The 26,022-nt window shown below is 65.4% G+C and carries 20 protein-coding genes, 1 other RNA gene and 1 pseudogene; 18 read left to right on the top strand and 4 right to left on the bottom strand.

The annotated features are described in order from the left end of the window. The 4 genes and pseudogenes from HYH07_RS34825 to HYH07_RS34810 all read left to right on the top strand — a co-directional run. Window positions 1–304, top strand: a pseudogene (locus HYH07_RS34825) (MFS transporter); the annotation flags it as partial. Between the two features lie 481 nt (window positions 305–785). Then, window positions 786–2,585 (top strand): ABC transporter ATP-binding protein, encoded by a 1,800-nt coding sequence (locus tag HYH07_RS34820; protein WP_220006694.1) that lies wholly within the window; start codon window positions 786–788, stop codon window positions 2,583–2,585. A gap of 48 nt (window positions 2,586–2,633) precedes the next feature. Continuing rightward, entirely contained in the window at window positions 2,634–4,037 is a 1,404-nt protein-coding gene (locus HYH07_RS34815) for an MATE family efflux transporter (protein ID WP_220006693.1), read from the top strand. Between the two features lie 71 nt (window positions 4,038–4,108). Next, a complete protein-coding gene (locus HYH07_RS34810) occupies window positions 4,109–5,374 on the top strand; it encodes an O-antigen ligase (RefSeq protein ID WP_220006692.1) in 1,266 nt (421 codons plus the stop codon). Here HYH07_RS34810 and HYH07_RS34805 read toward each other — a convergent pair. Next, window positions 5,371–6,114, bottom strand: coding sequence for a sulfite exporter TauE/SafE family protein (locus HYH07_RS34805; protein ID WP_220006691.1), 744 nt, complete (start codon window positions 6,112–6,114; stop codon window positions 5,371–5,373). The genes HYH07_RS34810 and HYH07_RS34805 overlap by 4 nt on opposite strands. A 617-nt stretch (window positions 6,115–6,731) precedes the next feature. Continuing rightward, entirely contained in the window at window positions 6,732–8,108 is a 1,377-nt protein-coding gene (locus HYH07_RS34800) for a PLP-dependent aminotransferase family protein (protein ID WP_220006690.1), read from the bottom strand. A gap of 49 nt (window positions 8,109–8,157) precedes the next feature. On the opposite strand from HYH07_RS34800, the gene HYH07_RS34795 reads away from it, so the two are divergent. Together HYH07_RS34795 and HYH07_RS34790 are read left to right on the top strand one after the other, a co-directional pair. Further along, on the top strand, window positions 8,158–8,619 hold the full coding sequence (locus tag HYH07_RS34795) for a DUF983 domain-containing protein (RefSeq protein WP_220006689.1): 462 nt from the start codon (window positions 8,158–8,160) through the stop codon (window positions 8,617–8,619). Window positions 8,620–8,695: 76 nt separating this feature from the next. Beyond that, entirely contained in the window at window positions 8,696–9,409 is a 714-nt protein-coding gene (locus HYH07_RS34790; RefSeq protein WP_220006688.1) for an alpha/beta fold hydrolase, read from the top strand. Window positions 9,410–9,572: 163 nt separating this feature from the next. Here the strand turns inward: HYH07_RS34790 and rnpB are convergent. Continuing rightward, an RNA gene (gene rnpB, locus HYH07_RS34785) (RNase P RNA component class A) lies at window positions 9,573–9,990 on the bottom strand. 149 nt (window positions 9,991–10,139) lie between these two features. Between rnpB and HYH07_RS34780 the strand changes: the two genes are divergently transcribed. Beyond that, a complete protein-coding gene (locus HYH07_RS34780) occupies window positions 10,140–10,490 on the top strand; it encodes a YciI family protein (RefSeq protein ID WP_057754450.1) in 351 nt (116 codons plus the stop codon). Then, complete coding sequence (locus HYH07_RS34775) at window positions 10,490–11,722, top strand: RNA polymerase sigma factor (RefSeq protein ID WP_220006696.1); 1,233 nt, start codon at window positions 10,490–10,492, stop codon at window positions 11,720–11,722. Before HYH07_RS34780 ends, HYH07_RS34775 begins: the two co-directional genes overlap by 1 nt. A 109-nt stretch (window positions 11,723–11,831) precedes the next feature. Here the strand turns inward: HYH07_RS34775 and HYH07_RS34770 are convergent, their stop codons facing one another. Further along, window positions 11,832–12,614 (bottom strand): N-acetylmuramoyl-L-alanine amidase, encoded by a 783-nt coding sequence (locus tag HYH07_RS34770; RefSeq protein ID WP_220006687.1) that lies wholly within the window; start codon window positions 12,612–12,614, stop codon window positions 11,832–11,834. 523 nt (window positions 12,615–13,137) lie between these two features. Here HYH07_RS34770 and rsmH point away from each other — a divergent pair. The 10 genes from rsmH to murC all read left to right on the top strand — a co-directional run bounded on the left by rsmH (window position 13,138) and on the right by murC (window position 26,021). Then, window positions 13,138–14,127 carry a 16S rRNA (cytosine(1402)-N(4))-methyltransferase RsmH gene (rsmH, locus tag HYH07_RS34765; RefSeq protein ID WP_220006686.1) on the top strand — a complete coding sequence of 330 codons (990 nt, stop codon included), beginning with the start codon at window positions 13,138–13,140 and terminating at the stop codon, window positions 14,125–14,127. A 3-nt stretch (window positions 14,128–14,130) separates the two neighbouring features. Then, on the top strand, window positions 14,131–14,523 hold the full coding sequence (locus HYH07_RS34760; protein ID WP_057754387.1) for a hypothetical protein: 393 nt from the start codon (window positions 14,131–14,133) through the stop codon (window positions 14,521–14,523). Beyond that, window positions 14,520–16,271: a penicillin-binding protein 2 gene (locus HYH07_RS34755; RefSeq protein WP_220006685.1), complete on the top strand. Its 1,752-nt coding sequence runs from the start codon at window positions 14,520–14,522 to the stop codon at window positions 16,269–16,271. The genes HYH07_RS34760 and HYH07_RS34755 overlap by 4 nt, the downstream gene beginning before the upstream one ends. Window positions 16,272–16,354: 83 nt before the next feature. Continuing rightward, window positions 16,355–17,827 carry a UDP-N-acetylmuramoyl-L-alanyl-D-glutamate--2,6-diaminopimelate ligase gene (locus tag HYH07_RS34750; protein ID WP_220006684.1) on the top strand — a complete coding sequence of 491 codons (1,473 nt, stop codon included), beginning with the start codon at window positions 16,355–16,357 and terminating at the stop codon, window positions 17,825–17,827. Further along, a complete protein-coding gene (murF, locus tag HYH07_RS34745; RefSeq protein WP_220006683.1) occupies window positions 17,824–19,203 on the top strand; it encodes a UDP-N-acetylmuramoyl-tripeptide--D-alanyl-D-alanine ligase in 1,380 nt (459 codons plus the stop codon). Before HYH07_RS34750 ends, murF begins: the two co-directional genes overlap by 4 nt. Window positions 19,204–19,353: 150 nt before the next feature. After that, entirely contained in the window at window positions 19,354–20,457 is a 1,104-nt protein-coding gene (gene mraY, locus HYH07_RS34740) for a phospho-N-acetylmuramoyl-pentapeptide-transferase (protein WP_057754400.1), read from the top strand. Window positions 20,458–20,467: 10 nt separating this feature from the next. Beyond that, a complete protein-coding gene (gene murD, locus HYH07_RS34735; RefSeq protein ID WP_220006682.1) occupies window positions 20,468–21,865 on the top strand; it encodes a UDP-N-acetylmuramoyl-L-alanine--D-glutamate ligase in 1,398 nt (465 codons plus the stop codon). Window positions 21,866–22,104: 239 nt separating this feature from the next. Further along, window positions 22,105–23,256: a putative lipid II flippase FtsW gene (ftsW, locus tag HYH07_RS34730; protein ID WP_220006681.1), complete on the top strand. Its 1,152-nt coding sequence runs from the start codon at window positions 22,105–22,107 to the stop codon at window positions 23,254–23,256. Window positions 23,257–23,366: 110 nt separating this feature from the next. Beyond that, window positions 23,367–24,467, top strand: coding sequence for an undecaprenyldiphospho-muramoylpentapeptide beta-N-acetylglucosaminyltransferase (gene murG / locus HYH07_RS34725; RefSeq protein WP_228749974.1), 1,101 nt, complete (start codon window positions 23,367–23,369; stop codon window positions 24,465–24,467). Window positions 24,468–24,617: 150 nt separating this feature from the next. Further along, window positions 24,618–26,021, top strand: coding sequence for a UDP-N-acetylmuramate--L-alanine ligase (gene murC, locus HYH07_RS34720; RefSeq protein ID WP_220006680.1), 1,404 nt, complete (start codon window positions 24,618–24,620; stop codon window positions 26,019–26,021). Window position 26,022: the final 1 nt, after the last annotated feature.

Below are 26,022 nucleotides of genomic sequence, written 5' to 3'. Positions count from 1 at the left end.
CATCAACACCGTGCTCAATAATCGCACCGACCTGCACATCACGCGCCTTCAGGAGCGCATCACCTGGGGCAATGCGACCGCGACCGAAACGCTGACCATGCTCCAGCAAAAGTTCCAGGGGCTCGGCGATTCAGCGCTGATGGCGATGAAGCAGCTCACCCAGATCGTGCACCGTCAGGCTGTGGTGATGAGCTTTGGCGATGCGTTCTTCATGCTGACGCTGTTCTACCTGTGTCTCAGCGTGCTGGTCACGCTGTTGAAGAAGCCGGCCTCGCCATTCGGCAGCGGCGGCGACGCGCATTAGCCGGCCAAGCGATCAGTGTCGTCGCCCGGCTCGACCGGGCGACCCAGTACGCCGAGACAGTTGTGATTGAGCCGATGGGCCGAGGCGTACTGGATCCCCCGCCTTCGCGGGGGATGACAGCGGAGAGTGGGGGCGCACCGAGCCGCGCACCAAAATGCAACACTCGTGCGTGATCTCGCGGAGGCCCCGTTGCAAATCGCAAATGACACATCTATAAAGCGCACCTCATTTCAATCGAACCGGGGAGAGATTTGCATGATGTCGTCGCATTCGCAGATCGTACCCCCGCGCTCGATGTTCTTCTGGTTCGGTATGTACGCGGCCTGTTAGAGGCCTCTTCCGCCAGCTTCGATTGGGCTCCAAGTCCCGATCGTTCCGCTTTCCAAGTCAAAATCAGTCTTACGTGACGCCGTTGCGGCCTTCGGGCCGACTTGCGTCCATCGATGGAGCCGGCCCGCAGCAACAGCGGCCGGATGAAGCCATGACCGTTCTGTCAAAAAAGCCCGCGGCGATCCGCGTGGTGCTGCCCTTCGTGTTCAGGCACTGGCTGAAGCAGCCGGCGCGGGCGCTTGCGATCGCCGTCGCGCTGTTAGGTGCGACCGTCGCCGACCTGTTCATGCCGGTGTTCTCAGGGCATCTGGTCGATGCGTTGACGCGCGGGCCGTCCGATCCCGATGCGCGCCACGCTGCGCTGGTGGCGCTGGGCGGCATCGTGGTGCTGGGCGCGGCGTCGATGGTGTTGCGCCTGGGCGGCCTCCAGGTGATCGTGCCGTTCACGCTGAAGATCATGTCTGACGTCGCGCAGGATGCCTTCCTGCGCGTGCAGCGCTTCTCGACCGACTGGCACGCCAATTCCTTCGCAGGCTCCACCGTGCGCAAGATCACGCGTGGCATGTGGGCGCTCGACCTCCTGAACGACACCATCCTGCTGGCGCTGCTGCCGTCGCTTGCGGTGCTGATCGGGTCGATGATCCTGCTCGGCGTGCATTGGGGCTCGCTCGGTGCGGTGATCGCGCTCGGCGCGGCTGTCTATGTCACGATGACGGTGCTGTTCTCGACGCGCTACATCGCGCCTGCAGCGCGTGTCTCCAATTCCTGGGACACCAAGGTCGGCGGCACGCTGGCGGACGCGCTAACCTGCAACGCGGTGGTGAAATCGTTCGGCGCTGAAATGCGCGAGGATGCGCGGCTCGCCCGCGTCATCAAGCGTTGGCGCACGCGCGTGCGGCGCACCTGGTTTCGCTACAACTACACCGCCATGGCGCAGCTCTCGCTGCTGCTGTGCCTGCGTGGGTCCGTGATCGGCGGCTCTGTGCTGCTGTGGATCTCCGGGCATGCCTCGCCCGGCGACGTCACCTATGTGCTGACGAGCTACTACGTCATCCACGCTTACCTGCGGGATGTCGGCATGCACATCAACAACCTCCAGCGCTCGGTCAACGACATGGACGAACTGGTGGCGATCCATGACGAGCCGATCGGCATTGCGGATGCCGAAGGCGCGCTGCCAATCGCGATCGAAGGCGGCGAGATCGTGTTCGACGACGTCACGTTCCACTATGGTGGCCATCGCGCGCCGCTCTACGACGGATTGTCGCTCACGATCCGCGCCGGTGAACGTATCGGCCTCGTCGGCCGCTCCGGCTCCGGCAAGACGACGTTCGTCAAGCTGGTGCAGCGGCTCTACGACGTCACCGGCGGCCGCGTGCTGATCGACGGGCAGGATATCGCGCTGGCAACGCAGCAATCGCTGCGCAGCCAGATCGCGATCGTGCAGCAGGAGCCGATCCTGTTTCACCGCACGCTCGCCGAGAACATCGCCTACGGCCGGCCCGGCGCCAGCCTTGAGGCGATCGAGCAGGCGGCGCGGCTGGCCAACGCGCACGATTTCATCCTGCGCCTGCCGAAGGGCTACGGCACGCTGGTCGGCGAACGCGGGGTGAAACTGTCCGGCGGCGAACGGCAGCGCGTGGCGCTGGCGCGCGCCTTCCTGGCGGATGCGCCGGTGCTGATCCTGGACGAGGCGACCTCGAGCCTCGATTCGGAATCGGAGGCGCTGATCCAGCAGGCAATGGAGCGGCTGATGAAGGGCCGCACCTCGATCGTGATCGCGCACCGGCTGTCGACGGTGAAGAGCCTCGATCGCATCCTGGTGTTCGACCGCGGCGAGATCGTCGAGCAGGGCACCCATGCCATGCTCGCGAACAAGCCCGGTGGAATCTATCGCAGCCTGTTCGAGCGCCAGGTGGTGGAGCTCGGGCATATCGCAGCAGCTGAATGACGCGCGACGGCAGGGCGAAGCCTTGCCGTCACGTCGAAGGTGAATGACATGAAGGACCTGACGCGCGGCTCCATCGTGAGCCACATCCTGAGCATGGCGCCACCGATCGTGGCAGGCATGATCACGATCATGATCTGCCAGCTCGTCGACCTGTACTTCGTGTCCGGGCTCGGCGATGCGGCCGTTGCCGGCGTCGCCGCGGCCGGCAACGCCGGCTTCCTCGTCAACGCGCTGATGCAGATGCTCGGCGTCGGCGCGGTCGCGCTGATCGCGCATGCCGTCGGCCGCAAGGATCGCGACGACGCCAACCTCATCTTCAACCAGTCGGTCGTGCTGTCGGTGCTGTCAGGGCTGCTGACGCTGCTCGGCGGCCTGGCGCTGGCGCGCCCCTATATGCGCGCGATCTCGGTCGACGCGGCCACGATCGAGGCCGGCGCCACCTATTTCCACTGGTTCATGCCGGCCCTGGCGCTGCAATTCGTGACGCAGGTGATGGGGGCGGCGCTGCGGGCCACCGGCATCGTGCGGCCGAGCATGCTGGTGCAGGTGCTTGCCGTGCTCCTCAACATCGCGCTGGCGCCGGTCCTGATCACCGGCTGGGGCACCGGACACGCGTTCGGTGTCGCCGGAGCGGGTCTCGCAAGCTCGATCGCCGTGTTCATCGGCGTGCTGATGCTGTTCGCTTATTTCCACAGGCTGGAGCGCTACGTCGCGTTCCATCCGGCGCAGTGGCGTCCACGCTTGCGGGAATGGAAACGGATCCTCAATGTCGGCCTGCCCGCGGGCGGCGAGTTCGTGATGATCTTCATCTTCATGGCCGCGATCTACTACGTGCTGCGAGACCTCGGTCCGGCGGCCCAGGCCGGCTTTGGCATCGGCACGCGCGTCATCGGCTTGATCCAGATGCCGGCCCTCGCCGTCGCGCTTGCGGCGGGGCCGATCGCCGGCCAGAACTTCGGTGCGGGCAACAGCGAGCGGGTGCGGGAGACGTTCGTCAAGGCGGCGTTGATTGCGACGGCCGTGATGATCGTGCTCACTGTGTTCGTGCAGCTCGCGCCCGGATTGCTTCTCGCCGGCTTCTCGAATGATCCGGAGACCATGAGGGTCGCGTTGCTGTTTCTCAAGATGATCTCGCTGAACATGGTGGCGCAGGGATTGATCTTCGTCTGCTCCAGCATGTTCCAGGGCCTCGGCAACACCAAGCCGGTGCTGTGGAGCTCGGCAACGCGCGTCCTGACTTATTCGCTGCCGGCGATCTGGCTCTCGACACGGCCGGGCTTTCGGATCGAATACGTCTGGTACATCTCGAATGCGGCGACGACGCTCCAGGCCGTCCAGAGCCTGTGGTTGCTGCGCCGTGAGTTCAGGAAGCGGCTGGTGACGCCAAAAGAGACTGCTGCGGAGCCCGCGCGTCCGGAGCCCACCGCGCCTTTGGCACGCGAGCCGGCGTAGCGACGGCTTGTTCCATCCCCGCGGCTCCGGCTAACTTGTCGGGCCGCGGGAGTGGATTGTCGAAGGGACGAATGGGCGGAGTGGCGGACGAGGGGCGGCCGGCGACCTGGCTCTCGGCGATCTGGGCGGCGCGCTACCGCACGCCGGCTCGTTTCGTCGCGCTGATCGCGCTGCTGCTGCCGTGGACGACGACCGGGACGACGTTCGCGCTGATCCCCTGGCTGATTGCCTTCGCGTTCCTCGATCTGCGCGACTTTCCTCGCTCGCTGCTGCGTCCGGTCTGCCTGCTGCCGATTGCGCTCGTGGTCCTCGCGCTTGTCGGCATGCTCTGGTCGGGTGCCCCATGGCCGGAAAGAATTCATGCGATCGGGCCGGTGTTGAAGCTCCTGGTGATCCCGCTCCTGATCTTCCAGTTCGAGCGCTGGCCCTACGGCGTATGGGTGTTCGCGGCCTTTCTCGCATCTTGCGCGCTGGTCATGCTGGTCTCCTTCACTGTGGCTGTTGACCCCGATCTGTCGCTGAAGCTCTATCTGTCGCGCGGACCTTATAAGATCGAGAGTGGCGTCGCCGTGCGCAACTATATCGATCAGAGCCAGGAGTTCGCCCTCTGCGCGATTGCGTTGATCTATCCGATCGTGACGCTGTTTCGCGAGGGACGCGCCCGCATCGCGATAGTGCTCGGGACAATCGCGACCGGCTTTCTCGTCAACATGATGTTTGTCGTAGTCTCGCGCACCGCGCTGGTGACGCTGCCGATCCTGCTCGTGGTCTTTGCTCTCCTGCATCTGCGTCGGCGCGCCGCCTTGCTGGCCGCGGGCGCGATGGCCTTGTTGGCTGTGTTCCTCTGGGCGGTCTCGCCGCATCTGCGCGCAACCGTTGCGAAATTCCAGGGCGACTACGAGATGAGCGTGGAGGGCAAGCAGGTCAGCGGCATGGGCTCACGTCTGGAGTACTGGCGGAAATCCCTGGGCTTCGTTGCGGATGCTCCGCTGCTTGGCCACGGCACCGGCTCGATCCGCGCTCTGTTCGCCGGCGCGGCTGCGGATGCGGAGGTGGATCCGCTGCGCAGCGAGATCGTCAGCAATCCGCACAATCAGACGCTGAGCGTTGCGGTGCAATGGGGCGGGGTGGGCGTCCTGGTGCTCTACGCGCTGTGGTTTGCGCATTTGCGGATGTTCCGCTGGCATGGGCTCGCCTGCTGGATCGGCCTGTTGGTCGTGGTGCAGAACATGCTGTCCTCGCTGCTCAACACCCATTTGTTCGACTTCACGCCGGGCTGGATCTACGTGCTCGGTGTCGGTGTCGCAGGCGGCATGGCGCTGGCGAAGAAGAGTTAGAACGCACTGAGGCTGTTCCAGACCAGGGTCGCGCCCGACAGGAACAGCAGGCCGAGCACGACGTCGCCAAAATGCTTGTCGCTAAGGGCGTGATAGACGCGCGCCCCCAGCCACGCGCCGATCAGCGTGCCCGGGAATGCGACCATCGCGAGCCAGACCACCTTGAATGCGACCAGGCCCGAGGCCGTCTGCAACATCAGCGCGGTCGCAAGCACGGTAAAATTGAACAGCTGGAAGATGCCTCGCCGCTCGTGCTTGTTCCAACCACGGATGTTGGCCCACAGGATCGGGAGCGGGCCGGACAGGCCGGCAAGGCCGCCCAGAATGCCGCCGGCAAAGCCGATCGCGCCATCGGCGATGCGGCCGCCGAAGGTCACGGCGAACTGCTTCTTGTTGAAGTACAGCGCGCTCGAGAAGATCAGCAAGAGGACGCCGACGCTCAGCCTGAACACCTTGGGATCGGCGGAGGCGACCAGCGTGGTCCCGATCGGTACGCCGATCAATCCGCCGATCAGGAACGGCCACACCAGCGAGAGATCAAAGCTCTTCCACATCGATGGCAGCGTCGAAGTCTGCGCGATCACCGAGCAGATCAGCACCAAGGGTACCGCGAGCGAGGGCGGCAGAACATAGAGCCAGATGCCGAGCGCCATCAGCGCCGTGCCGAACCCCGCCAGCCCCGAGACGAAGCCGCCGGCCAGCGCGCCGAACAGCAGCAGCGCAATCGTGAACGTTTCCAAGCCTTAAGTTCCTGCTGGCGCGATCTCGTGATCACCGCACCGTGCATAGCACGGCCGCGGACGTGGCGGTCAAATGCTGCTTGCACGCAACCGCGGCCTGCGATCGTCGGGCATTTTCGAACGACATTGCCCAGATCGTCCGCATAGGAATTTGGATTCGCGGCTCGATCAGCCGTAGCCCCGTTGATTCCGCAGTCCAGGGTGGACAAAGGAGAACAACCATAGGTGGGGCGCGCCGGTGATGCCACCGATGTGATTAATCGTGAACCCGCTCCTTGTTGGAAAAGCGCGCCCTGATTCGTATCTAACGCGGGCGGCTTTGGATTGGAGGAAAAACGATGCGTATGATTCTGGCTTCGAGCCTCTTGATCGCCTTGGCCGGCTCTGTGAACGCGGCCACGGTGCACCACGCGCACCGGCACCCGACTGTTCGTCCCGATCAGGGCGCCTCAGACCCAGCTTCGGCTTTTGGTTACGCGCCATCCGGGGCGGCGATCTACCCCCGCGCGGCACCATACGGTGAAGACTATGGCATGTATCCGCGAGATTCCCAGGGTTACGCGCCTGGCGAACGCGAGCAATTTCTCGATAGTGTGAGACAAGGTGGCTAACGCGCCTTAGACGATCTGCCTGGTATCAGCGGGTCTTTGCAGCGCGCCGGTCAGAATCCGGAGTGCTTGCGTGAGTTCCGCACGATTGCGCGCGGCGCCGAGCGACAGCCGCGCCGCATTCGGCGGGTCGCCATCGACCACGAAAGAGTCGCTCGCCACGACGGCGAGCCCTTCGCGCAGCAGCTGCGCGGTGACATCGCGGCGGCCCAATCCCTCCGGCAGCCGCAGCCACAAATGATGCGCGGCGGGCCTGGCCTGGAACTGAAACCCCTTCAGTGCGCGCTGCGCCAGCTGCTGGCGGCCGACGGCCTCGCTGCGGATGGCCGTGATGATGCGGTCGGCGATCCCACCCTCGAGCCAGTGCGTCACCAGCGCGACCATCAGCGGTGCGGGCATCTGCACGGTCGCTTGCAGATGGCCTCGCATCTGAAGCTGCGCGCCGCTGTCGGGCGCCAGCAGATAGGCAACGCGCAATGCTGGCGCGATGCATTTTGACAGCGTGGTGGCGAGATATGTCCTGTCAGGGATGAGGTTCGCAATCGGCGAGGCCGATCGCTCGAGCAGCCCGTAGGCGTCATCTTCGATCAGGTCTGTATCGGCATCGCGGATGATTTTTGCGATGGCGTTACGACGATCGGCGGAGAGCGTCGCGGTGGTCGGATTGTGCAACGTCGGAATGAGATAGACAGCCTTCGGCTGATAGCTGCGGCATGCCTTCGCCAGCGCATCGGGCAAGATGCCGCCGTCATCCATGGCGACGCCGACAAGCCTGACGCCGAGCTGCGCCGCCGCCGCTTTGATGCCAGGGAAAGTGAGAGCCTCCGTCAGTACGACGTCACCCGGCCGCGCAAGGTGCGCGAGCAGGTTGAACAGGATCGTCTGCGCGCCGGGAAAGATCACGAGCTTGTCGGCCTGCGCATGTGGAACGCGCGAGCGCATCCAGCGCGCGGCGACCTCGCGCTCATGCGCGCTGCCGCCCGGCGGCTGGTAGTTCAGGAACGCGGTCAGACCCGATTGCGCGCGAAGGGCCTCAAGGCCGGCGAGGATGCGCTCGTCGAGCTGCGCCTCCAGCGGATGCGGCGGCACGTTCATCGACAGATCGATCGCGACCGGATGCGGCACGTCGACCGCGCGGCGCGCGCTGGTCTCGGACACGAACGAGCCCTGGCCCACCCGGGCCTCCATGATGCCGCGGCGCCGCGCCTCGGTGTAGGCGCGCGTCACCGTGGTGAGATCAATGCCCAGCGCTTTGGCCAGCGCGCGCTGTGTCGGCAGTTGCTGTCCCCGAACCAGCCGGCCGGCGGCGATGTCGGCCTCCATGGCTTCGACGATACGCTGGTAGCGCGGCCCCGACAGCTCCGAGATTGTAGGGGTCCAGTCCATGCAATTGGGGTCCATATCCTTTGAATGTATGGAAGTTAGATATTATTGTATGGATCAGCAAAACGGAAGAGGTGTCGTCATGGCGACCGGTTCAGTTTCTCTGGCAAAGGCGATGTGGCGCGGTTTTCGCGGCAAGTGCCCGAACTGCGGCGAAGGGCACATGTTCGGCCGCTTCCTCAAGGTGGCCGGCGCTTGCGATCATTGCGGCGAGGAGCTGTCCCACCAGCGCGCCGACGATTTTCCGGCCTACCTGGTGATGGTCGTGGTCGGCCATCTCGTGGTGCCGGCGATCCTCGCGGTCGAGACCGCCTATGCGCCGCCGGTCTGGCTGCAACTGGCGGTGTGGCTGCCGGTGACGCTGTTTGCCTCGCTTGCGCTGCTGCAACCGACCAAGGGCGCCATCGTCGGCCTGCAGTGGCAGATCGGCATGCACGGGTTCGAGGCGAGCAAGCTGCGGCGCGAAGCGGGCCAGCTTGCGCCCGTGCTGGTGAAGGCGTCGCGCGCGGCCTGAGGCGGCTCGCGGCGTTTACATCGCGCCGGCCATCGCTACACTCCATCGCATCAAAACAACAACGATGGAAACGCTGATGGCCGCACGCGCAAAAACCTTCCTGCTCTGTCATGGCGCGTGGTCCGGCGGCTGGTCGTGGCGGAAGATGCATCCGCTGATGGCGCAGGCGGGTCACCGGTTGGTCGCGCCGACCTACACCGGGCTCGGCGAGCGTGCGCATCTTGCCAGTCCCGCTGTTGATCTCGACACGCACATTCAGGACATCCTGGGCGTCATCAAGTTCGAGGATCTCGACGACATCGTGCTGCTCGGCCACAGCTATGGCGGCATGGTCGCGACCGGCGTTGCCGACCGCGCGCGTGAGCGCATCACGCAACTGATCTATCTTGACGCCTTCGTGCCGCGTGACGGCCAGTCGCTGTTCGATCTCAACGAAGCTGGACGCGAGCCGATGCGCAAGGCAGCCGCCGCCGGCGATGGCTACCGCATCCCGCCGAACCCGCCGCCATCAGATACGCCGCAGGCTGATCTCGATTGGCTCAACGCGCGCCGCATCAACATGCCGATCAAATGTTTCGAAACGAAGCTGAAGCTTCAGCACGGCGAACCGGCGATGCCGCGGAGCTACATCTATTGCGCCCGCATTCCGCCGGGCGACGTGTTCGGCCAATTCGCAAGGCGCGCGAAGAGCGAGGATGGTTGGCGCTATTTCGAGCTCGACGCCAGCCACGCGCCGAACGTGACGGCGCCAGAGGCGTTGATGGGTGTGTTGCAGGAGATCGTGGCTTAACCCACAGCCGTCATTCCGGGGCTCGCGAAGCGAGAACCCGGAATCCATTCATCTACCGACATTGCGGCTCGATGAATTCCGGGTTCGTGCTGCGCACGCCCCGGAATGACGGCGGTGAAATGGTGAGGGGTCCGATGCGCTAGCATCGAACCCCTCGTTGCAAGATATCAGCCGGCCTGTAAGCCGGGTTCTGTAGGGCACCGCCTGCTTGCGCAGGCGATACGTGACGGCCATTCCTCTGGGACCATGTTTGCACACGGCCTCGAGCAACCTACCCGGACGGCGGGCCTGACATCGCCCCGCGGCGTTATCGCTCAAAGCGAACAGCCCGCTACGCCGTCCCTATTCGGTTTTGCTCCCGGTGGGGTTTACCATGCCGGCTCCGTTGCCGGACCCGCGGTGCGCTCTTACCGCACCTTTTCACCCTTACTTCCTCCGAGGAGGGAGCGGTTCGTTCTCTGTGGCACTTTCCCTGGGGTCGCCCCCGCCGGACGTTATCCGGCACCGTATGTCAAGGGAGCCCGGACTTTCCTCCCCGGCGGCCTTTCGGCACCTGCCGGAGCGGCCGTCCGGCCGACTGACTGACAACGCAATGGGCATTTGTGACGGTTTCGTCAAGCCAAGATCGTGGCGCACGCGGCGGCGGAAATAATTTATCCTGAAGATGTCGTTTGGTGCCGGCCCCGTTCGACTGATGTCGGCGATCCCGCCGAACCACAGGAGTGAAGCGATGCAATATCTGCTGCTGATCTACCGGAACGAAAACTACATGACTGACATGAGCGCCGCCGACCGCCAGAAGCTGATGGGAGAATACGGCGCCTACACGCAGTCGATCATCCAGAGCGGCCATTTCAAGGCCGGCGACGGCCTGCAGCCGACCACGACGGCGACCACGGTGCGCGTGCGCGACGGCAAGACCATGACCACCGATGGTCCGTTCGCGGAAACGCGCGAGCAGCTCGGCGGCTATTATCTGGTCGAGGCCAAGGATCTCGACGAGGCCGTTGCGCTCGCCGCGCGAGTTCCCGAGGCGAAGCGGGGTTCGATCGAGGTCCGGCCGGTCATGATCTACAATTGATCACACCAAGCGACATCGACAGGATCTTCCGCGACGAGGCGGGGCGGGCGCTGGCCACCCTGATCCGCCTCGTCGGTGATTTCGATTTGGCCGAGGACGCGCTGCAAGATGCGTTCGCGGTCGCGCTGGAGCGCTGGGCGGCCGGCGAAATCCCCGACAATCCGCGCGCCTGGCTCGTCAATGTCGGCCGCAACAAGGCGATCGACCGTATCAGGCGCCAGGCCGCCTTTCGCGGCAAGCAGCAGGCGCTCCTGCATGAGCTCGAGCTCAACGCGAATACGCCGGTCGAGCCGCCGGCGATGCTCGACGACGACATGCTGCGGCTGATCTTCACCTGTTGCCATCCGGCGTTCGCAGCCGAGGTTCAGGTCGCGCTGACGCTGCGCACCGTCTGCGGCCTCTCTGCCGCGCAGGTTGCGCGGGCGTTCCTCGTCGGTGAGGATGCGATGGCGCGGCGGCTCGTCCGCGCCAAGCAGAAGATCAGGCTCGCCGGCATCCCCTATGAGGTGCCGGAGCGCGAGGCGCTGGCACCGCGGCTCGACGGCGTGCTCGCCGTGATCTATCTCGTCTTTACCGAGGGTTACGTCGCAACCTCGGGCGCCGACCTGATGCGGCCCGATCTCGCGACCGAGGCAATCAGGCTCGCGCGCCTGCTCGACCGTCTGATGCCCGATCGCGCCGCGATCAAGGGCCTGCTGGCGTTGATGCTGTTGCACGATGCGCGCCGCGCTGGCCGCCAGACCGCGGCCGGCGACATCGTCCTTTTGGAAGAGCAGGACCGCTCGCTGTGGGATCGCGCGCAGATCGAGCAAGGCTTGCGTCTCGTCGACGACGCGCTGCGTCTGCCGGGCCGGCCGCAGCCCTATGCGGTGCAAGCCGCGATCGCCGCGCTGCATGCCCGCGCGCCGAGCTTCGGGGCGACCGACTGGCCGCAGATCGCCGGGCTCTATGAAGTGCTGTTGCGCATCAGCCCGTCACCGGTGATCGAGCTCAACCACGCCGCCGCCGTGTCGATGGTCGACGGCCCTGCCCGCGCGCTCGATCTCGTCGAGGCGATCACCGCGCGCGGCGGTCTTGACGGCTACGAGTTGCTGCCGGCCGTGCGCGCGGATTTGCTGCGGCGCCTCGAGCGGAAGCAGGAAGCGCGCGAGGCCTATGCGGCAGCGACGGCGGCAACGCAGCTCGAGCCGTTGCGGCGGCTGTATGCGCGGCGGGTAAGGGAGATGGGGTAGGTGCCACAAACTCCGTCATTGCGAGCGCAGCGAAGCAATCCAGAATCGTTCCGCGGAGACACTCTGGATTGCTTCGTCGCAAGAGCTCCTCGCAATGACGGCTTCGCCGTCACGTCGACGCCACCGTCGTCCCATCCGCCGGCAGGCTCGCCAGCAGCGCCTGCAGCGTCGACAGCGTCGAGTGATCGGCAATACCATCCAGGCGCGCGGGGCGGAAGTGGCGCTGGAAGGCGGTAACGACTTCCATGGTCGCGGCATCGTACTTGCCTGACAGCGGCACGCCATAACCATAGCGTGCGAGCGCCTGCTGCAGGTTCAGCACCGCGTCGCTGATGGTGCCGAGCATCAGGGTCTCGCCGCGCACGATTGGCGCCGGCGTCACCCAGTGACCGACGCCGGAATTGGCCAGGGAATGCCAGGGAAATTTCTCGCCGGGATCCTTCTTGCGTGCGGGCGCGACATCGGAATGGCCGAGCACGCGCTGCGGCGCTACCTTGCGGCGGAGCATGATGCCGCGGCACAGCGCGATCACGGCCGCGATCTGGCGCAGCGGATATTCCGGATAGCCCCAATCATGGCCGCGATTGATGATCTCGATTCCGATCGAGCAGGAGTTGATGTCGTCCTCGCCGGCCCAGGACGAGACGCCGGCGTGCCAGGCGCGGCGCGATTCCGGCACGCATTGCACGATGCGGCCGTCCTCCAGCACGACGTAATGAGCCGACACTTCGGTGCCGGCCGTGCACAGCCGCGCCAGCGCGCCCTCGACGTCGGGCATGCCGGTGTAGTGCAGCAAGATCATGTCGATCTGCCGTCCCTTATTGCGCTCGCCGTGATTGGGCGACGGGATGATGTCCGAGACGATCGACGAATCCGGCTCGAACGTCCGCATGTTCGCCGCGGCCTTTGGAACCGGGAGAACGCGCTGACGCTTCGAATCAGTACCCGACGGTGTTGACGGACCGGACGACATAAATAGCTCAGAATCGGAGGACGGCTGGGCCAAGCCCTTCTCTTTACTATTTCTTTACTGTCCGGTCCGCGCAATCGCGCTTGTCGGTTAACGCGTGCATTTTGCGCCTGGTGTGTGGATGACGCATCACCACCCAGGCACCTTTTCGAGATGTCGTGAGCCGATCAACGCTTTCTTAACGCTAAGCGCCGTTACTGAGAGGTGAAGAGCCGACCCGCGTCCGGAGGCGGCCAAAAGCGTTTTTGGCTCGAATCCCATGGCTGCCCGACATATTCCACTGGGAACACCGGGATTGATGCCTGGGACGACCGGGCGCGGCGCGCATGCTGGCAAGCATGCTGAAGAGGGGCTTTGTCGTGGAACCGCCGCGACGCGGAGTTATTCGAGGCGTGATGGGCTGCTTCGCCGCCGATTTCACCTGTCTGCCCGACCGGCGCGACGCATGAGCGACGCGCCGCACATTCCCGTGCTCGGCGTTGAGGCGGTGGCGCATCTCGCGCCGCGCGAGGGCGGCATCTATGTCGATGCCACTTTCGGGGCCGGCGGCTACAGCCGCGCCATCCTCGATGTGCCGGGAACCCAGGTCATCGCGATCGATCGCGATCGCACCGCGATTGCCGGCGGCGCCAAGCTGGTTGCGGGCGCTTCGGGCCGGCTGACACTGGTCGAAGACCGTTTCTCGAATCTTGCCGAAGTCTGCGCCGCGCAAGGCGTCGAGACGGTCGACGGCGTCGTGATGGATGTCGGGGTGTCCTCGATGCAGCTCGACCAGGCGGGTCGGGGCTTCTCGTTCCGTCTCGACGGTCCGCTCGATATGCGGATGGGCCAGACCGGGCCGACGGCCGCCGACGTCGTCGCGCGTGCCTCGGAAGGCGATCTCGCCGACATCATCTACCTCTTCGGAGAAGAACGGCATTCGCGCCGAATCGCCCGCGCCATCGTCGCCGACCGGCAGGACACGCCGTTCACCACCACGCGCGCGCTCGCCGATCTCGTCGGCCGCGTGGTGCGCTCGAAGCCCGGTGAGATTCACCCGGCGACGCGGACGTTCCAGGCGCTGCGCATCTTCGTCAACGAAGAGCTCGAAGAGCTCCAGCACGCGCTCGCCGCGGCCGAGCGCGTGCTCAAGCCCGGCGGCCGTCTCGTCGTGGTTTCCTTCCATTCGCTGGAAGACCGCATCGTCAAGAATTTCCTCGCAGAGCGTTCCAAGACCGGCGGCGGCTCGCGGCATCTGCCGGAGGTGGCGCAAACAGCACCGAGCTTCCAGCTGCTGACGCGGCGGCCCGTGATCGCCGGCGAAGCAGAAGTCGCGCACAATCCGCGGGCGCGTTCCGCAAAGCTGCGCGCCGCCGAGCGCACCACGGCACCTGCGCATCATGACGACGAGCCATCGTCCTGGCCAAAACTCTCCGACGTGATGAGGGGCGGCTAGCAGATGCGCTTCATCCACCTTCTCGTCATCGGCGCGCTCATCTTCGCGGCGGCCTATGTCTACCGGATCAAGATGGATTCCACCGCGCGCACCGAGAAAGTGCTGCGGCTGCATGCGGAGATCCGCGAGCAGCGCGATGCGATCGCGCAGCTGCGCTCCGAATGGGCCAAGCTCGATGCGCCCTTGCGCCTACAAGGCCTGGTCGAGCGGCATCTGCCGCTCAAGCCCGTCAACGGCACGCAATATGATTCACTGAAGAACCTGCCGGATCGTCCGCCGCGGATGTTCCGGCCGGGCGAGCCTGATCCGATCGGGTCCATGATCAACACCATCGAAGCCGCGAGCGATCCCGATAGCGTGACCGGCTCGGTGCCCCAGCCCGAGGACAAGCAATGAGCGCTGTTCCGGCCAAACCCGCCGCGCGGCCAGCCGAGCCTTGGCGCCGGCGTCTGATCCGCAGCCTGCTCTACGGGCGCAATGTCGATCGCGCAGCGAAGGCGCGTGCGCGCGTCGGCCTTGCGATACTCGCCTTTGCCACCGTCTACACCCTGATCGCCGGCCGCCTCGTGATGTTCGCGATCGGCGCCGACGCCCACAGCGCGCGTCGTGCCGCCTCGCAGGAAGTGGTTGCGACCGCGCGGCCCGACATCGTCGATCGCAACGGCGCGATCCTCGCGACCGACGTCAAAGCCGCCAGCATGTTCGGCGAGCCGCGCCGCATCATCGACAAGGACGAGGCGATCGAACTGTTGACCGCGACCGTGCCCGATCTCGACGAGGCCGAGGTGCGTGACCGCCTGAAAACGCGCAAGGGCTTCGTCTGGCTGAAGCGCGAGATCACGGCGAAGCAGCAGCAGGACATCCACAAGCTCGGCATTCCCGGCATCGGCTTCCTGCGCGAGAACAAGCGCGTCTATCCGACCGGCAACGAGGTCGCCCACCTCATCGGTCTGGTCAATATCGACAACCAGGGCATCGCCGGCATGGAGAAGTGGCTCGACAACCAGGGCCTCGCCGATCTCCATCGCGCCGGTTTTGCGACCGATCGCCTGCAAAAGCCGGTCGAACTGTCGGTCGATCTGCGCGTCGAGCACGCCTTGCGCGACGAACTGCTGAAGGCCAAGGAAAAGTTCCACACCAAGGCGGCCTCCGGCCTCGTCACCAATGTCAACACCGGCGAAATCATCGCCATGGTGTCGGTGCCGGATTTCGACCCGAACAATCCCAAGGAAGCCCACGACCCTGACCGTATCAACCGCCTGACCACTGGCGTCTACGAGATGGGCTCGACGTTCAAGGCCTTCACGCTCGCGATGGCGCTCGATACCGGCAAATACGGCCTCGATTCGCTGTGGGATGCGCGCGGGCCGCTGCACTACGGCAAGTTCGCGATCCATGACGACGAGCCGAAGGGCCGCTTCCTGAGCATGAAAGAGGTGTTCACCTTCTCCTCCAACGTCGGCGCCGCGCGCATCGCGCTGTCGCAGGGCGTGGAGGCCCACAAGGCCTTCCTGCGCAAGATGGGCCAGCTCGAACGGCTGCGGACCGAATTGCCGGAAAGCGCCTCGCCGATCGTGCCGAAACGCTGGGGCGATCTGAACACCATCACCATCTCGTTCGGCCACGGCATGGCCGTGGCGCCGTTGCAGGCCGTGATGGGCGTCAGCGCGCTGGCCAATGGCGGCCTGCTGATTCCGCCGACCTTCCTCAAGCGGTCGGAAGAGGAGGCGCGGGCGGTCGCAAAGCGCGTGATCAAGCCCGAGACGTCGGACAAGATGCGGTTCCTGATGCGGCTCAATGCTGAGATCGGCACCGCCAAGAGGGCCAACGTTCCCGGTTACTATATCGGCGGCAAGACCGGCACCGCCGAAAAGGTGATCAATGGCCGCTATGCCAAGAAGAAAGTGCTGACCGCGTTCACCGCGATCCTGCCGGCGGACAAGCCAAAGTACCAGCTCCTGATCATGCTCGACGAGCCGCAGCCGCTGAAGGAGACCTACGGCTTCATCACCTCGGGCTGGAACGCTGTTCCCACCGCCGGCAACGTCATCACCCGGATCGGGCCGCTGCTCGGCATCGAGCCCCGCTACGACTTGCCGCCCGCGGACCGCCTTATTCTTGCAGCATCCAGGACAACCCAGTAATCAACTGGGGTGGCCGCCGCCGCCGCTGATTCGGCTTTTCCTGACGATTCGGCGTTCCAGCGCGGCATGTCGACTGGAAGACCATGAAGCTGCGTGACCTCCTAGGCCAAGATGCTTTGGGCCATGAAGCCGCGATCGAGCCTATAGCGGGGGCGCTCGAGGTGACGGGCGTTGCGCTCGACAGCCGCGCGGTCAAGCCGGGCGATCTCTTCTTTGCGCTCGCAGGCAGCAAGATTGACGGTGCGCGTTTCATCGACGCGGCCATCGCGGCCGGCGCGCTGGCCGTGGTCGGGGATCACGCACCCGACGGATGCAAGGTCCCGTTCATCACGGTCGCCAATCCGCGTCGCGCGCTGGCGCTGGCGGCGGCCAGATTTTTCCCGGCCCAGCCTGCGACGATCGCGGCGGTAACCGGCACCAGCGGCAAGACCTCGGTCGCCGCGTTCACGCGCCAGATCTGGGAACGGCTCGGCCACGCTTCGGCCAGCATCGGCACCATCGGTCTCGTCTCGCCCAAGCGCACCGTCTACGGTTCGCTGACGACGCCCGATCCGATCGCGCTGCACCGGCAGCTCGATGAGATCGCGCGGGAAGGCGTGACGCATCTTGCGTTCGAGGCGTCCTCGCACGGCCTCGATCAATATCGCCTCGACGGCGTGCGCATCGCCGCCGGCGGCTTCACCAACCTGTCGCGCGACCATATGGATTACCATCCGACCGTCGCGCACTATCTTGCAGCAAAGCTCAGGCTGTTCCGCGAACTCATTCCATCGGGTGGCGCCGCGGTGATCTCGGCCGATCATGATTGCTCGGCGGAGGTGATCGACGCGGCGAAGACGCGTGGTCTGCGAGTGATGGCGGTGGGACGCAACGGCGATGGGGCAGGCGAGGGTATCCGCCTCCTCGAGGCCGTGGTCGAAGGCTTTTCGCAACGGCTCAGCCTCGAACATCGCGGCAAGCATCATGCAGTCCGGCTGCCGCTGGTCGGTGAATTCCAGATCGAGAACGCGCTGGTATCGGCCGGCCTTGCCATCGGCACCGGCAGCAATGCAGCCCATGTGTTTGCGAGCCTCGAACATCTCGTGGGCGCCAAGGGACGGCTCGAGCGGGTCGGGGAGCGTAACGGCGCGCCTGTTTTCGTCGACTACGCGCACAAGCCCGATGCGCTGGCGAAGGCGCTGCAGGCACTGCGGCCTTACGCCAGGCGGAGACTGATCGTCGTGTTCGGCGCCGGCGGCGATCGCGATGCCGGCAAGCGGCCGATCATGGGCGAGATCGCGGCCGAGAATGCCGATCGCGTCATCATCACCGACGACAATCCGCGCAGCGAGAAGCCGGAAGCCATTCGCGCCGCGATCCTCGCCACCGCCAAGGGCGCGCGCGAAATCGGCGATCGTGCGGCTGCGATCCGTGCTGCTATCGAGGAGCTGGAAGATGGCGATGCGCTGCTCATCGCCGGCAAGGGCCACGAGACCGGGCAGATTGTCGGCAGCGAGGTCCTGCCGTTCAGTGATCACGAGGCGGTCGCCGCCGCATTAGCAACGAGGGTCGCATGAGCGGGCCATTATGGACGGTTGCCGAGGTGGCGCGTGCGCTGGGTGCAACAGGATCGTTCCCTGATACCCCGATCGACTTCGTCACCCAGGACAGCCGCCTGGTGAAGCCGGGCAGTCTGTTCGTGGCGCTATCAGGCACGCCGAGCGGCGGCTTCGTCTCGGCCTTCGCCAGTGCGCGCGACGGCTGGGAGTTCGCGGACAAGGCGGAAGCATCGGGCGCGGTCGCGATGATCGTGCCGCACGAGATCGCGGGCATCAGTGTCCCGCAGATCGTCGTCAAGGACACGCTGATCGACGGCCTCTGGCGACTCGCGCGCGCCGCGCGCGCACGCTTCAACGGCCCCGTGATCGGATTGACCGGCAGCGCCGGCAAGACCAGCACCAAGGAATTTTTGGCGGCCTATCCCAATGCCTATGCGAGCCCGTCGAGCTTCAACAATTTCTGGGGAGTGCCGCTGACGCTGTGCAATGCGAAGGCAGACGCCAGCCTCTGGGTCGTCGAGATGGGCATGAACCAGCCAGGCGAGATCGCCCGGCTCAGCGAATTGACGCGGCCGACGGTCGCGCTCGTCGTCAACGTCCAGCCGGTGCATCTGGAAAAGCTCGGCTCGCTCGATGCGATCAGGCGCGAGAAAGTGTCGATCGCGCTCGGCCTGCCCGAGGACGGCGTGCTGGTCCTCCCCGCCGGGCTCAAGGCGTCGGAATGGAAGGGCAAGGTGGTGCGCTTCGGCGAGCATGCCGAAGTGCACGAGGTCAAGCACGCGCCGCACGGCGAGAGCTGGCAGGTCGTGGCCGCGATCGGCAAGAAGGAGATCGCCTTCAGCCTGACGCCGGGCGCGCCGCACCGCGTGCAGAATGCGCTCGCCGCGCTCGCCTCTGTTCATGCCGCCCATCTCGATGTCGCGACGCTCGCGATCAAGCTCGATCGCGTCGGCATCATGACCGGCCGCGGCGTCGAGCAGGCGGTCGGCGGCGTCACCGTGATCGACGACAGCTTCAACGGCAATCCGGCGAGCGTCGCCGCCGCGCTGCAAAGCCTGCAGGCGCGCAACGTGACCGGCGGTCGCCGCATTGCGGTGCTCGGCGACATGCTGGAGCTGGGCGACGATGCCCCGCACTACCACACCGCGCTGGCTTCGCATCTCCAAGGCATCGACGGCATCTATTGCGTCGGTCCCCTGATGCGGCACCTCTATGACACGCTGCCATCAGGCAAGGGGCTTGGCTGGCACGACGATCCTGCCACACTTAAACCCAGCGAGGTCGCTAGCCTGCTGAAGGCAGGCGATGTCGTGGTTGTCAAGGGCAGCAAGAAGATGTTCTGGGTCAACAAGTTTGTGCCGGGCCTAGTGGCCGCCTTGCAGGCAAAGGCGTAAACTGCTTGGAAGGCGCAGTTTCCGAATCCCACCCTCTGCGCCGTCCGGTTTCTTTGGGGTCGCCCGACCCCATGATGAAGACCAGAGAATGCGCGTCAGAGGTTGGGGCCTGAGCGAAGGCCGCGCGAAAGGCGCCATAGGACCGACTGAATGTTTTACTGGCTGATAGAGCTCTCCAACACATTTCCGGGCTTCGGTGCCGTGCGCACCGTTCTGAACGTCTTCCGCTACATCACCTTCCGAACCGGCGGTGCAATTGCCACCGGCGCGCTGTTCGTGTTCCTGTTCGGACCCTGGATCATCGATCATTTGCGCATCCGTCAGGGCAAGGGCCAGCCGATCCGCACCGATGGTCCGCAATCGCATCTGGCCAAGAAGGGCACGCCCACCATGGGCGGGCTGATGATCCTGTCCGGGCTGACGGTCGCCACGGTGCTCTGGGCCAATCCGCTCAATCCTTACGTCTGGATCGTGCTGGCGGTGACGCTCGGCTTTGGCTTCGTCGGCTTCTATGACGATTACCTCAAGGTAACCAAGCAGACCACGAGCGGCTTCGGCGGCAAGCTGCGCCTCCTGATCGAAGCGATCATCGCGCTGGTCGCCTGCTACGCGCTGGTGCGGCTGAACCGCGATCCCGCCTCGACCGCGCTGACGGTCCCCTTCCTGAAGGACACCGTGCTGCATTTCGGCTGGTTCTTCGTCGTGTTCGGCGCCTTCGTCATCGTCGGTGCCGGCAATGCCGTGAACCTCACCGACGGTCTCGATGGCCTCGCGATCGTGCCTGTCATGATCGCGACCGCGAGCTTTGGGCTGATCGCCTATCTCGCCGGCAACGCGGTGTTCGCCGACTATCTCCAGATCAAATATGTCGCCGGCACCGGCGAACTGGCGGTGCTTTGCGGCGCGCTGCTGGGTGCCGGGCTCGGCTTCCTCTGGTTCAATGCGCCGCCGGCCTCGATCTTCATGGGCGACACCGGCTCGCTCGCGCTCGGCGGCATGCTGGGCTCGATCGCGGTCGCGGTGAAGCACGAGATCGTGCTTGCGGTGATCGGCGGCCTGTTCGTGCTGGAGGCGGTCTCGGTGATCGTGCAGGTGGTATCGTTCAAGCTGACGGGCAAGCGCTTCTTCCGCATGGCGCCGATCCACCACCATTTCGAGCAGCTCGGCTGGACCGAGCCGCAGATCGTGATCCGCTTCTGGATCATCTCGGTGATGCTGGCGCTCGCCGGCCTTTCCACGCTGAAGCTGCGGTGATGGCTAAGCGATGATCCCGGTCACATCCTTTGCCGGCAAGACGGTCGCGGTGTTTGGCCTCGGCGGCTCGGGGCTGGCCTCGTGCCATGCGCTGAGCGCCGGTGGCGCCGAAGTGATCGCCGCCGACGACAATGCCGAGAATGTCACCAAAGCGGCGCAGGCGGGTTTCATCACCGCGGATTTGCGCAACGCCTCCTGGGACAATTTCGCAGCGCTGGTGCTCGCGCCCGGCGTGCCGCTGACCCATCCGGTGCCGCACTGGAGCGTGCTGAAGGCGCGCGAGGCAGGCGTCGAGGTGATCGGCGACATCGAGCTGTTCTGCCGCGAGCGGCGTCGTCACGCGCCGAACGCGCCGTTCGTCGCCATCACCGGCACCAACGGCAAGTCGACGACGACCGCCTTGATCGCGCATCTGACACGGGTTGCCGGCTACGACACCCAGATGGGCGGAAATATCGGCACCGCGATCCTGTCGCTGGAGCCGCCGCGCACGGGCCGCGTCCACGTCATCGAGATGTCGTCCTACCAGATCGACCTCACGCCCTCGCTCGATCCCTCCGTCGGCATCCTGCTCAATGTCAGCGAAGACCATATCGATCGTCATGGCACGATCGAGCATTACGCTGAAGTGAAGGAGCGCCTGGTTGCGAACGTGCAGGCAGGCGGCACGTCCATCGTCGGTGTCGATGACGGCTGGTGCCGCGACATCGCCGACCGGCTCGATCGCGCCGGCAGGAACGTGGTGCGCATCTCCGTCAAGAATCCGCTCGCTTCAGGTATTCATGTCGAGCACGGCAGCATCGTGCGGACCGCGGGCGGCGCCCGCAGCGAGATCGCCAAGCTCGGCGGCATCGGCTCGCTGCGCGGCCTGCACAATGCGCAGAACGCAGCCTGTGCCGCTGCTGCCGCGCTCGCGATGGGTATCGGCCAGGACGTGCTTCAGAACGGCCTGCGCAGCTTTCCAGGCCTGGCACACCGCATGGAGCAGGTCGGTCGCCGCGGCAATGTGCTGTTCGTCAATGACTCCAAGGGCACCAACGCGGACGCCACAGCCCATGCGCTGTCGTCCTTCGCCGACATTTTCTGGATCGCGGGCGGCAAGCCGAAGGCGGGCGGCATCACCAGCCTGACGGGATTCTTCCCGCGCATCCGCAAGGCCTATCTGATTGGCGAGGCCGCGCAGGAATTTTCGGGAACGCTGGGCGCGGTCGCGCACGAGATCAGCCAGACCCTGGAAGTCGCCGTCGCGCACGCCGCGCGCGATGCGGAAGCGTCAGGGCTTGCCGACGCCGTCGTGCTGCTGTCGCCGGCCTGCGCCTCGTTCGACCAGTACCGCAACTTTGAAATCCGCGGCACCAGGTTCCGCGAACTGGTACAGGCGCTGCCGGGCGTGAAGCCGGTGGTGTGAGAACGTCACTTCTTCCTGCTCCGCTGTCATCGCCCGCGAAGGCGGGCGATCCAGTACTCCGAGGCGATTATGTTTGAGCCGAGGGGCCACGGCGTACTGGATGCCCCGCCTTCGCGGAGCATGACGGTGAGTTGTGTGGCAGCAGCGGGGGATCATCTCCAATCTTCCGCATTTCCTTAACCCCCCGGTAACCAACCTCGGCGACCAATGGACGGACCTCTGTCCGAAAGCGGCCGCCCATGCTCTCCCGTGAAGAACGCACCCCCTTTTCCGAGTGGTGGTGGACCGTCGACAAGCCGCTGTTCGGCGCGATCCTGCTCTTGATGCTGACCGGCGTCATCCTGTCGCTGGCGGCGAGCCCGTCGGTTGCGACCCGCATCGGGCTCGATCCCTTCCACTTCTTCAGCCGCCACGTGATGTTCCTGGCGCCGTCCTTTATGGTCCTGCTCGGCGTCTCCTTCCTGTCGCCGCGCGCGATCCGACGTTCGGCGCTGATCATCTTCGCGCTCAGCATCATCCTGATCGTGGTGACGCTCGCTATTGGCCCCGAGGTGAAGGGCTCGCGGCGCTGGATCACGCTCATCGGCGTCAATATCCAGGCCTCCGAAATCGCAAAGCCGTCCTTCGTCGTCATCGCCGCCTGGCTGTTCGCGGAATCGACCAGGCGACCGGAGATGCCGGCGACCTCGATGGCGCTGGTGCTGCTCTTGATGCTGGTCTCGCTGCTGGTGATGGAGCCGGACTTCGGCCAGACCATGCTGATCCTGATGGTGTGGGGCTCGCTGTTCTTCATCGCGGGCATGCGCATGATCTGGGTGTTCGGGCTTGCCGGCCTCGGCGCCGCCGGCCTGTTCAGCGCCTATCTGTTCGTCCCGCACGTCGCCGGCCGCATCAAGCGGTTCATGAATCCGGCTTCCGGCGACACTTTTCAGGTCGATACCGCAATGGAGGCGTTCTACAACGGCGGCTGGTTTGGCCTGGGACCAGGCGAGGGCATCGCAAAACGGAGCCTCCCGGACAGCCACACCGATTTCGTGTTCGCGGTCGCCGCCGAGGAGTTCGGCATCATCCTGTGCCTTGCGATGCTGGCGCTGTTCGCCTTCGTCGTGATCCGCACGCTGTCCCGCGCCTATGCCAACGAGGACATGTTCTCGCGCTTTGCGGCCTCTGGGCTAGCGATCCTGTTCGGCGTGCAGGCGGCGATCAACATGTCGGTCAACCTCCAGCTCATCCCCGCCAAGGGCATGACGCTGCCGTTCATTTCGTACGGTGGTTCCTCGATTGTCTCGCTGGCCTATGGCGTCGGCATGATGCTGGCGCTGACGCGGCTGCGCCCGCGCACCGAGGTCGAGGCGAGTGGCCACGCCGAGGCGATGCGGAGCTACGCGTAGTTCTTCGTCATTGCGAGCGCCGCGAAGCAATCCAGACTGTCCCCGCGGAGGGATTCTGGATTGCTTCGCTGCGCTCGCAATGACGGGGGAGACACTGTAAAACGTGAATTATGGATCAATCCCCCCTGATTCTTCTCGCCGCGGGCGGCACCGGCGGCCATCTGTTTCCGGCCGAGGCGCTCGGCGTCGAGTTGATCCGGCGCGGCTTTCGCGTGCGTCTCGTCACCGATGACCGCGCGCTGCGCTATAGCGGGCTGTTCAGCAAGGACATGATCGACGTCGTCGCGAGTGAGACCGCGCGCGGCCGCAATCCGATCCAGCTCGCTTATGCCGGCCTTACGCTCGCCACCGGCACGCTGTCCGCTTACCGCCTGATCAAGCGATTGAAGCCCGCTGCCGTCGTCGGCTTCGGCGGCTATCCGACATTGCCGCCGCTGGTTGCGGCAAAATTCGCCGGCGTGCCCGGGATCATCCACGACGCCAATGCGGTGCTCGGCCGCGCCAACCGTTTCCTGTCGAGCCGCGTCGAGGCCATCGCGACGTCGCTGCCGGGCGTGCTCGACCGCGATCCGGCGCTTGCGGCTAAGACCACGACGGTCGGCACGCCGATGCGGCCCGCGGTGCTCGCCGCGGCGGCCGTGCCCTATGTCGCACCTGAAGGGAACGGACCGTTGCGCCTGCTCGTCGTCGGCGGCAGCCAAGGGGCGCGCATCATGGCCGACATCGTGCCCGCCGCGATCGAGCGGCTCGAGCCCGCTTTGTGGGGCCGTCTCGTGCTGACCCAGCAGGTGCGCGACGAGGACATGACCCGCGTGCGCGCGGTCTACGACAAGCTCAAGATCAAGGTGGAGCTCGCGCCTTTCTTCACCGATCTGCCGGCGCGGCTCGCCTCCAATCATTTGATCGTGTCGCGTTCCGGCGCCGGCACGGTGGCCGAGCTCGCCGCGATCGGGCGGCCCTCGATCCTGGTGCCGCTGCCGGGCTCGATCGACCAGGACCAGTTCGCCAATGCCGGCGTGCTGGCCAGGGTTGACGGCGCGATCCGCATCCCGCAGACCGAGTTCACCTCCGATCGGCTCGCCTCGGAGATCTCCACCTTTGCCGCCGAGCCGGGACGCCTCGCCGCCATGGCGGCCGCAGCCAAAGGGGCAGGCCGGCTCGATGCCGCCGAGCGGCTGGCCGATCTTGTGGTCAAGGTTGCGGGACTCTGACGCCTGTTCCGCCCCGGAATGGCCAAAAAAGCCCCTTGTCATGCCCCGCGAAAGCGGGGCATCCAGTACACGACGCAGCTGATTTGAATCTCAGGCGTCGCGGAATACTGGATCGTCCGCCTTCGCGGACGATGACCCCAAGGAAACCACATGAGACTGCCGCGCGAGATCGGACCCATCCACTTCGTCGGGATCGGCGGAATCGGCATGAGCGGCATCGCCGAGGTGCTGGTCAATCTCGGCTATGCCGTGCAGGGCTCGGACGCCTCCGACAATTACAATCTCGACCGGCTGCGCAAGAAGGGCGCGAGGGTCTCCGTCGGCCACAAGGCCGAGAATGTCGACGGCGCCGAGGTCGTGGTGGTCTCTACCGCGATCAAGCGCGACAATCCGGAATTGATGGCGGCGCGCGAGCGGCGCATTCCCGTGGTGCGCCGCGCCGAGATGCTGGCCGAATTGATGCGGCTGAAGAGCTGCGTCGCGATTGCCGGCACGCATGGCAAGACCACGACCACCACGATGGTCGCGACCCTGCTCGACGCCGGCGGGCTCGATCCCACCGTGATCAACGGCGGTATCATCAACGCCTATGGCTCCAACGCGCGTCTGGGCGCCGGCGACTGGATGGTGGTGGAAGCCGACGAGAGCGACGGCACGTTTCTGAAGCTGCCGACCGATGTCGCGATCGTCACCAACGTCGATCCTGAACATCTCGACCACTTCAAGACGTTCGACGCCGTGCAGGACGCGTTCCGCCATTTCGTCGAGAACCTGCCGTTCTACGGCTTTGCCGTGCTGTGCATCGATCATCCCGTGGTGCAGACCCTCGTCGGCAAGATCGAGGATCGCCGCATCATCACCTACGGCCATAACCCGCAGGCCGACGTGCGGCTGCTCGACCTGACGCCGATGGGTGGCGGGTCGAAATTCAAGGTCGCCTTCCGCGATCGCAAGACCGGCGCCGTCCACGAGATTCCTGATTTGATGCTGCCGATGCCGGGCCGGCACAACGCCTCCAACGCGACCGCCGCGATCGCTGTGGCGCACGAGCTCGGCGTCTCCGACGATGCGATCCGCAAGGCGATCGCCGGTTTCGGCGGCGTCAAGCGCCGCTTCACCAAGACAGGCGAGTGGAACGGCGTCACCGTGATCGACGATTACGGCCATCATCCCGTCGAGATCGCAGCCGTTCTCAAGGCCGCGCGGGAATCCACCAACGGCAAGATCATCGCCGTGGTGCAGCCGCATCGCTACACCCGCCTGCAATCGCTGTTCGAGGAATTCTGCACCTGCTTCAACGATGCCGACGCCGTTGTCGTCGCCGATGTCTATGCCGCGGGCGAGACGCCGATCGATGGCATCGACCGCGATCATTTCGTCGCAGGTCTGCGTGCCCACGGCCATCGCGAGGTGATCCCGCTGCCCGCGGCGACGGAGCTTCCTGATATCGTCAAGGGATTGGCGAAGCCGGGCGACCTCGTTGTGTGCCTCGGCGCCGGCAACATCACGCAATGGGCGTATGCGTTGCCGGACCAGTTGAAGGCGCTGGGGTAGA

The sequence above is a fragment of the Bradyrhizobium sp. BR 10261 genome, assembly GCF_019455395.1.
Taxonomy (GTDB): Bacteria; Pseudomonadota; Alphaproteobacteria; order Rhizobiales; family Xanthobacteraceae; genus Bradyrhizobium; species Bradyrhizobium manausense.
Note: the sequence above shows the minus strand (reverse complement) of the source record. Positions and strands in the feature narration are given on the sequence as shown.

Bases quoted from the DNA above. Each gene is read 5' to 3' on its own strand.
- HYH07_RS34820 (WP_220006694.1), top strand. From the start codon at position 786: ATGACCGTTCTGTCAAAAAAGCCCGCGGCGATCCGCGTGGTGCTGCCC.
- HYH07_RS34815 (WP_220006693.1), top strand. From the start codon at position 2,634: ATGAAGGACCTGACGCGCGGCTCCATCGTGAGCCACATCCTGAGCATG.
- HYH07_RS34810 (WP_220006692.1), top strand. From the start codon at position 4,109: ATGGGCGGAGTGGCGGACGAGGGGCGGCCGGCGACCTGGCTCTCGGCG.
- HYH07_RS34800 (WP_220006690.1), bottom strand. From the start codon at position 8,108: ATGGACTGGACCCCTACAATCTCGGAGCTGTCGGGGCCGCGCTACCAG.
- HYH07_RS34795 (WP_220006689.1), top strand. From the start codon at position 8,158: ATGGATCAGCAAAACGGAAGAGGTGTCGTCATGGCGACCGGTTCAGTT.
- HYH07_RS34790 (WP_220006688.1), top strand. From the start codon at position 8,696: ATGGCCGCACGCGCAAAAACCTTCCTGCTCTGTCATGGCGCGTGGTCC.
- HYH07_RS34780 (WP_057754450.1), top strand. From the start codon at position 10,140: ATGCAATATCTGCTGCTGATCTACCGGAACGAAAACTACATGACTGAC.
- HYH07_RS34770 (WP_220006687.1), bottom strand. From the start codon at position 12,614: ATGCGGACGTTCGAGCCGGATTCGTCGATCGTCTCGGACATCATCCCG.
- rsmH (WP_220006686.1), top strand. From the start codon at position 13,138: ATGAGCGACGCGCCGCACATTCCCGTGCTCGGCGTTGAGGCGGTGGCG.
- HYH07_RS34760 (WP_057754387.1), top strand. From the start codon at position 14,131: ATGCGCTTCATCCACCTTCTCGTCATCGGCGCGCTCATCTTCGCGGCG.
- HYH07_RS34755 (WP_220006685.1), top strand. From the start codon at position 14,520: ATGAGCGCTGTTCCGGCCAAACCCGCCGCGCGGCCAGCCGAGCCTTGG.
- HYH07_RS34750 (WP_220006684.1), top strand. From the start codon at position 16,355: ATGAAGCTGCGTGACCTCCTAGGCCAAGATGCTTTGGGCCATGAAGCC.
- murF (WP_220006683.1), top strand. From the start codon at position 17,824: ATGAGCGGGCCATTATGGACGGTTGCCGAGGTGGCGCGTGCGCTGGGT.
- mraY (WP_057754400.1), top strand. From the start codon at position 19,354: ATGTTTTACTGGCTGATAGAGCTCTCCAACACATTTCCGGGCTTCGGT.
- murD (WP_220006682.1), top strand. From the start codon at position 20,468: ATGATCCCGGTCACATCCTTTGCCGGCAAGACGGTCGCGGTGTTTGGC.
- ftsW (WP_220006681.1), top strand. From the start codon at position 22,105: ATGCTCTCCCGTGAAGAACGCACCCCCTTTTCCGAGTGGTGGTGGACC.
- murG (WP_228749974.1), top strand. From the start codon at position 23,367: ATGGATCAATCCCCCCTGATTCTTCTCGCCGCGGGCGGCACCGGCGGC.
- murC (WP_220006680.1), top strand. From the start codon at position 24,618: ATGAGACTGCCGCGCGAGATCGGACCCATCCACTTCGTCGGGATCGGC.